Below are 5,437 nucleotides of genomic sequence, written 5' to 3' on the forward strand. Positions count from 1 at the left end.
AACGGATGCGAATCCCGAACCGGCTATGGTGGAAGTGAAAAAGAAGCACTCGAACGATGGAATAAACGAACCACTGGAAATAATAATGGAGGTGTTCATGTATAAAATTACCGCCACTATTGAAAAGGAAGGTGGCACTCCTACTAACTGGACAAGGTGCTCAAAAACAAAATTAACCAAATCAGAATGCGAAAAAATGCTCTCAGGTAAAAAAGAAGCTGGCGTTTCCAGAGAGCAGAAAGTAAAACTGATAAATTTTAATTGCGAGAAACTTCAGTCGTCGTGAATTGCATTGTATTCAAATTAAAACTTCATAGCTGATTATTAATAATCAACATCGGGCGTCAATTTCAGTCTAACATTGGCGCCTGCCAGAGGTGATGCGATGGCACAAGTAATCTTTAATGAAGAGTGGATGGTTGAATACGGCCTGATGCTTCGCACTGGTCTGGGGGCCAGACAAATTGAAGCATACCGCCAGAACTGTTGGGTGGAAGGCTTCCACTTCAAACGAGTATCTCCTTTAGGGAAGCCAGACAGTAAGCGAGGGATTATCTGGTACAACTATCCAAAGATAAATCAGTTTATCAAAGACTCATGATATGTCTAAATTACCAACAGGTGTCGAGATTCGAGGTAAATACATTCGCATCTGGTTCATGTTTCGAGGAAAACGATGTCGGGAAACATTGAAAGGCTGGGAGGTTACTAACAGTAACATTAAAAAGGCCGGAAATTTAAGAGCGTTGATAGTTCATGAAATCAACTCCGGTGAATTTGAGTATTTAAGACGTTTTCCCCAGTCCAGTACTGGGGCAAAAATGGTGACAACGAGAGTCATAAAAACGTTCGGGGAGCTTTGTGATATCTGGACAAAAATTAAAGAGACAGAGTTAACAACAAACACAATGAAGAAAACGAAATCACAATTAAAAACACTCAGAATAATAATTTGTGAAAGTACCCTGATATCACATATTCGTTATAGCGATATCTTAAACTACCGGAATGAACTGCTGCATGGAGAAACGCTTTACCTGGATAATCCAAGATCCAACAAAAAAGGAAGAACCGTGCGCACTGTTGATAACTATATCGCCCTGCTCTGTTCGCTGTTGCGTTTTGCGTATCAGTCGGGATTTATATTAACCAAACCATTTGAAGGAGTAAAAAAATTACAGCGAAACAGAATAAAGCCTGATCCGTTATCTAAAACAGAATTCAATGCATTAATGGAAAGTGAAAAAGGACAGAGCCAGAACTTGTGGAAATTTGCCGTTTACTCAGGACTTCGTCACGGGGAACTGGCAGCTCTGGCGTGGGAGGATGTGGATCTCGAAAAGGGAATAGTGAATGTCAGAAGAAACCTGACGATACTTGATATGTTCGGTCCCCCAAAAACAAATGCCGGGATCCGGACAGTAACACTACTGCAGCCTGCTCTTGAAGCACTGAAGGAGCAATACAAACTGACCGGGCATCATCGCAAAAGCGAAATCACCTTTTATCATCGGGAGTACGGCAGAACCGAAAAGCAAAAACTGCATTTTGTTTTCATGCCCAGGGTGTGTAACGGAAAACAAAAACCTTATTACTCGGTAAGCAGTTTGGGGGCAAGGTGGAATGCAGCAGTAAAACGTGCTGGTATTCGCCGCCGTAATCCGTACCATACGCGGCATACTTTTGCCTGCTGGCTGTTGACGGCAGGAGCGAACCCGGCATTTATAGCCAGCCAAATGGGGCATGAAACTGCGCAGATGGTGTATGAAATTTACGGTATGTGGATTGATGACATGAACGACGAACAGATAGCCATGTTGAATGCGCGGTTATCATAGTTGCAAAGTTTGCCCCCAATTTGCCCCATTTAGTACCAGAGAACTGAAATAATGCAAGAAAATCAACAAATTACAAAGAAAGAACAATACAACCTGAACAAATTGCAAAAACGTCTGCGTCGTAACGTAGGCGAAGCCATTGCTGACTTCAATATGATTGAAGATGGCGATCGCATTATGGTTTGCCTCTCCGGTGGTAAGGACAGCTATACCATGCTGGAGATTTTGCGTAATTTGCAGCAAAGTGCGCCAATCAGTTTTTCGCTGGTTGCCGTTAACCTCGACCAGAAACAACCTGGCTTCCCGGAACACGTTCTGCCGGAGTATCTCGAAAAGCTGGGCGTTGAGTACAAGATTGTTGAAGAGAACACTTACGGTATCGTGAAAGAGAAGATTCCTGAGGGCAAAACTACCTGCTCACTGTGCTCTCGTCTGCGTCGCGGTATCCTTTACCGCACTGCAACGGAGCTGGGTGCGACGAAGATCGCGCTGGGTCACCATCGTGACGATATCCTGCAAACGTTGTTCCTGAATATGTTCTACGGCGGCAAGATGAAAGGTATGCCGCCGAAACTGATGAGCGATGATGGCAAACATATCGTGATTCGTCCGCTGGCCTACTGCCGCGAAAAAGATATTCAACGTTTTGCCGATGCGAAAGCGTTTCCGATTATTCCGTGCAACCTTTGCGGTTCACAGCCTAACCTGCAACGTCAGGTGATTGCCGATATGCTGCGTGACTGGGATAAGCGTTATCCGGGGCGAATTGAGACGATGTTCAGCGCGATGCAGAATGTTGTGCCGTCTCATTTGTGCGATACCACTCTTTTCGATTTCAAAGGCATTACCCACGGTTCCGAAGTGGTTAACGGCGGTGATCTGGCGTTTGATCGCGAAGATATCCCACTACAGCCAGCGGGCTGGCAGCCTGAAGAAGATGAGAATCAGCTGGATGAATTACGGCTGAATGTGGTTGAAGTGAAATAACCAGGATAGCGCCCGATGCGCAAGATTATCGGGCAACTGTTGTTTAGGCCGGATAAGACGCAACCAGCGTCGCATCCGGCATTACAACGTTTCATTATTTTAATAACCGCACCCGGCACGTTTTTCCTTTAATCTTCCCGCCCTGTAACTGTTTCCATGCTTTATGAGCAACAGCCTGACGCACCGCGACATAGACATGCGCCGGATGCACGGCGATTTTGCCAATATCTGCGCCATCAAGCCCGATATCTCCTGTCAGCGCACCTAATACATCACCCGGGCGCATTTTGGCTTTTTTCCCACCATCGATACACAACGTTGCCATTTCTGCTTCCAGCGGCACAATGGAACTATTAGATGGCGGCGTTTGCCAGTTAAGTTTTATCTGCAACATGTCAGAAATGATATTGGCCCGCTGTGCTTCTTCCGGAGCACAGAAACTGATCGCCAGACCGCTATTTCCTGCACGAGCTGTACGACCGATGCGATGTACATGAACTTCGGGATCCCACGCCAGCTCAAAGTTCACTACCAGCTCAAGAGATTTGATATCCAGACCGCGCGCTGCGACATCGGTCGCTACCAGCACGCGGGCGCTACCGTTAGCAAAACGTACCAGGGTCTGATCGCGATCACGTTGCTCTAGGTCGCCATGTAACGACAATGCACTTTGCCCTACTTCATTAAGCGCGTCACACACAGCCTGACAATCTTTTTTGGTATTGCAAAACACCACGCAAGAGGATGGCTGATGCAAACTTAATAACCGTTGCAACAGCGGAATTTTGCCTTTGCTGGATGTCTCATAAAATTGTTGTTCAATGGGTGGCAGAGCATCTGTTGAGTCAATTTCAATCGCCAAAGGATCGCGTTGAACACGACCGCTAATCGCGGCAATTGCATCTGGCCAGGTCGCCGAAAACAAAAGCGTCTGACGAGAAACCGGTGCAAAACGGATCACCTCATCAATGGCATCACTAAATCCCATATCCAACATGCGGTCGGCTTCATCCATCACCAGCGTATTCAACGCATCCAACGATACCGTGCCTTTTTGCAGGTGATCCAGCAAACGACCCGGCGTTGCCACGATAATATGCGGCGCATGTTGCAGCGAATCACGCTGCATACCGAACGGTTGACCACCGCACAAGGTCAAAATTTTGGTATTCGGCAGAAAACGCGCCAACCGACGTAACTCCCCGGCAACCTGATCCGCCAGCTCACGCGTAGGACACAGTACTAAAGCCTGGGTCTGAAACAGCGACGCATCAATTTGCTGTAACAACCCGAGGCCAAATGCCGCCGTTTTGCCGCTGCCGGTTTTCGCCTGCACGCGAACGTCTTTTCCGGCAAGGATCGCCGGAAGCGCGGCGGCCTGTACCGGTGTCATGGTTAAATAACCCAACTCATTAAGGTTAGTGAGCTGGGCGGGAGGCAAAACGTTCAGGGTAGAAAAAGCGGTCACAATCTATTCTCGTGGTCATCGACGCAAAATTAGCAGGCGCGTATCCTCGCAGATCTACGCTCACGATGCGACAATTTAATCGGTTCTTCATCTGGCGGCGGGTCGGGCATAGGTTGCGGACGAGGAATCGGATCAGGCACAGGAATGGGATCGCCAGGAATCGGTTCAGGGACAGGAATTTGCAAATAAATGAGTGTCGTCATATTTCCCTCCGGTCATTGGGTGGACTCTTAAAGGGTAGACGCTGACAAATAACAGGCAAAAAAAAGCCGACTCATCTAAGTCGGCGTCGTACGAATCAATTGTGCTATGCAGTAATTCAAAAAAGGAAGTAAGACAATATGGAGCGCAACGCCCATCGCTTGACGTTGCATTCACCTGCGAGGAAGATATTGCCCTGAATGGGTAGAGAGTTTATTGACTTCGCTCAAACTTTACGGCGTTTTTGTATACAGGAAGTAGACAAATTTTCTTTTGTTACAACCATTTACTACGATGCAACCATAAAGCAACACCACCAATAAGAACAACTAACAGAATACAAAAAAGCGAAAAACCGAATTGCCATCCCCCGCCAGGAATACCACCAAGGTTGACACCAAATAATCCCGTTAAAAACGTACTGGGTAAAAAGACCATTGCCATCAAGGACATCGTATACGTGCGACGCGCTAAGTTTTCCTGCATGACCTGGGCGATTTCATCCGCCATCACGCCAGTTCGGGCAATACAAGCGTCAATCTCATCCAGACCACGTCCGAGACGATCGGCAATATCCTGCATTCGGCGGCGCTGGTCGTCATTCATCCACGGCAGGCGCTCACTGGCAAGACGAGCATAAACATCACGTTGAGGCGCCATATAGCGACGCATAACAATTAATTGTTTACGCAGTAGCGCCAGGAAACCGCGCGGAGGAATTTGTTGATCGAGTAGATTATCTTCCAGGTCGATAATTTTATCGTGCAGTTGTTCTATAAACTCACTGGAATGATCGGTCAACGCATCACAAACATCCACCAACCAGCCGCCGCAATCGGTCGGACCAGTGCCCTCTTCCAGATCGCTAACCACATCATCCAACGCCAACACTTTACGTTGTCGGGTCGAGACAATTAACCGTCCGTCCATATAAACACGCATG

The 5,437-nt window shown here is 47.3% G+C and carries 7 protein-coding genes and 1 pseudogene; 5 read left to right on the forward strand and 3 right to left on the reverse strand.

What is annotated here, in order from left to right:
- The 5 genes and pseudogenes from lar to ttcA all read left to right on the forward strand — a co-directional run.
- Positions 1–105: pseudogene (gene lar, locus EQY_RS25270) on the forward strand (type I toxin-antitoxin system endodeoxyribonuclease toxin RalR); the annotation flags it as partial.
- Positions 98–286: a DUF1187 family protein gene (locus EQY_RS0121885; protein WP_024212702.1), complete on the forward strand. Its 189-nt coding sequence runs from the start codon at positions 98–100 to the stop codon at positions 284–286. The pseudogene lar and the gene EQY_RS0121885, both read left to right, overlap by 8 nt.
- Before the next feature lie 99 nt (positions 287–385).
- Positions 386–601 (forward strand): excisionase XisR, encoded by a 216-nt coding sequence (gene xisR / locus EQY_RS0121890; RefSeq protein WP_000079604.1) that lies wholly within the window; start codon positions 386–388, stop codon positions 599–601.
- A gap of 1 nt (position 602) precedes the next feature.
- Positions 603–1,838: a tyrosine-type recombinase/integrase gene (locus tag EQY_RS25275; protein ID WP_000040835.1), complete on the forward strand. Its 1,236-nt coding sequence runs from the start codon at positions 603–605 to the stop codon at positions 1,836–1,838.
- A gap of 51 nt (positions 1,839–1,889) precedes the next feature.
- Positions 1,890–2,825, forward strand: coding sequence for a tRNA 2-thiocytidine(32) synthetase TtcA (gene ttcA / locus EQY_RS0121900; protein WP_001157395.1), 936 nt, complete (start codon positions 1,890–1,892; stop codon positions 2,823–2,825).
- Between the two features lie 94 nt (positions 2,826–2,919).
- Here the strand turns inward: ttcA and dbpA are convergent, their stop codons facing one another.
- From dbpA to zntB, 3 genes are all read right to left on the reverse strand, one after another.
- Entirely contained in the window at positions 2,920–4,293 is a 1,374-nt protein-coding gene (dbpA, locus tag EQY_RS0121905) for an ATP-dependent RNA helicase DbpA (RefSeq protein ID WP_000123765.1), read from the reverse strand.
- A 29-nt stretch (positions 4,294–4,322) separates the two neighbouring features.
- Positions 4,323–4,496, reverse strand: a complete 174-nt coding sequence (gene ynaL, locus EQY_RS26545; protein WP_032225105.1) for a proline-rich small protein YnaL — start codon at positions 4,494–4,496, stop codon at positions 4,323–4,325.
- A 274-nt stretch (positions 4,497–4,770) separates the two neighbouring features.
- A partial coding sequence (gene zntB, locus EQY_RS0121915) for a zinc transporter ZntB (protein ID WP_001267115.1) occupies positions 4,771–5,437 on the reverse strand: 667 nt, incomplete at its 5' end.

The organism is Escherichia sp. TW14182 (assembly GCF_000208525.1).
Lineage (GTDB): Bacteria > Pseudomonadota > Gammaproteobacteria > Enterobacterales > Enterobacteriaceae > Escherichia > Escherichia ruysiae.